This is a genomic window from Methylobacterium sp. A54F, from assembly GCF_053346035.1.
The window spans coordinates 1-308 of record NZ_JBKFBF010000121.1; the positions used below are offsets into that span (position 1 = coordinate 1).

Annotated in this window: 1 protein-coding gene; it reads right to left on the reverse strand. The window is 76.3% G+C overall.

Annotated features, from left to right (window positions below):
* On the reverse strand, positions 1 to 308 hold a 308-nt coding region (locus ACLBXP_RS25595), incomplete at both ends, for an acyl-CoA dehydrogenase family protein (RefSeq protein ID WP_447670627.1).

Here is a 308-nt window from a genome sequence, read left to right on the forward strand (position 1 = left end):
CGGCGGTCGTCGTCGAGGGTCTGGGTGCCGAGCCCCTGCCCCCGCGCCAGGATGCTGCCGGCCGAGAGCCACGCGCGGGCGAGCTCCTCCGAGACGAGGCAGTACTCGAACACCCCGAGGCCGAGGCCGCCGTGCTCGGCCGGGATGGTGATGCCGAACCAGCCGCGCTCCGCCATCTGGTCGATGACCGAGCGGGGCATCTCGCCCTCCTGCGGGTCGAGGGCGTCGGCGATGGGGAGCACGACGTCGCGCGCGAAGGCGCGGGCCTCCGCCTGCAGGCGCGTGCGGCCCGCCGTCGCCCAGGGCGA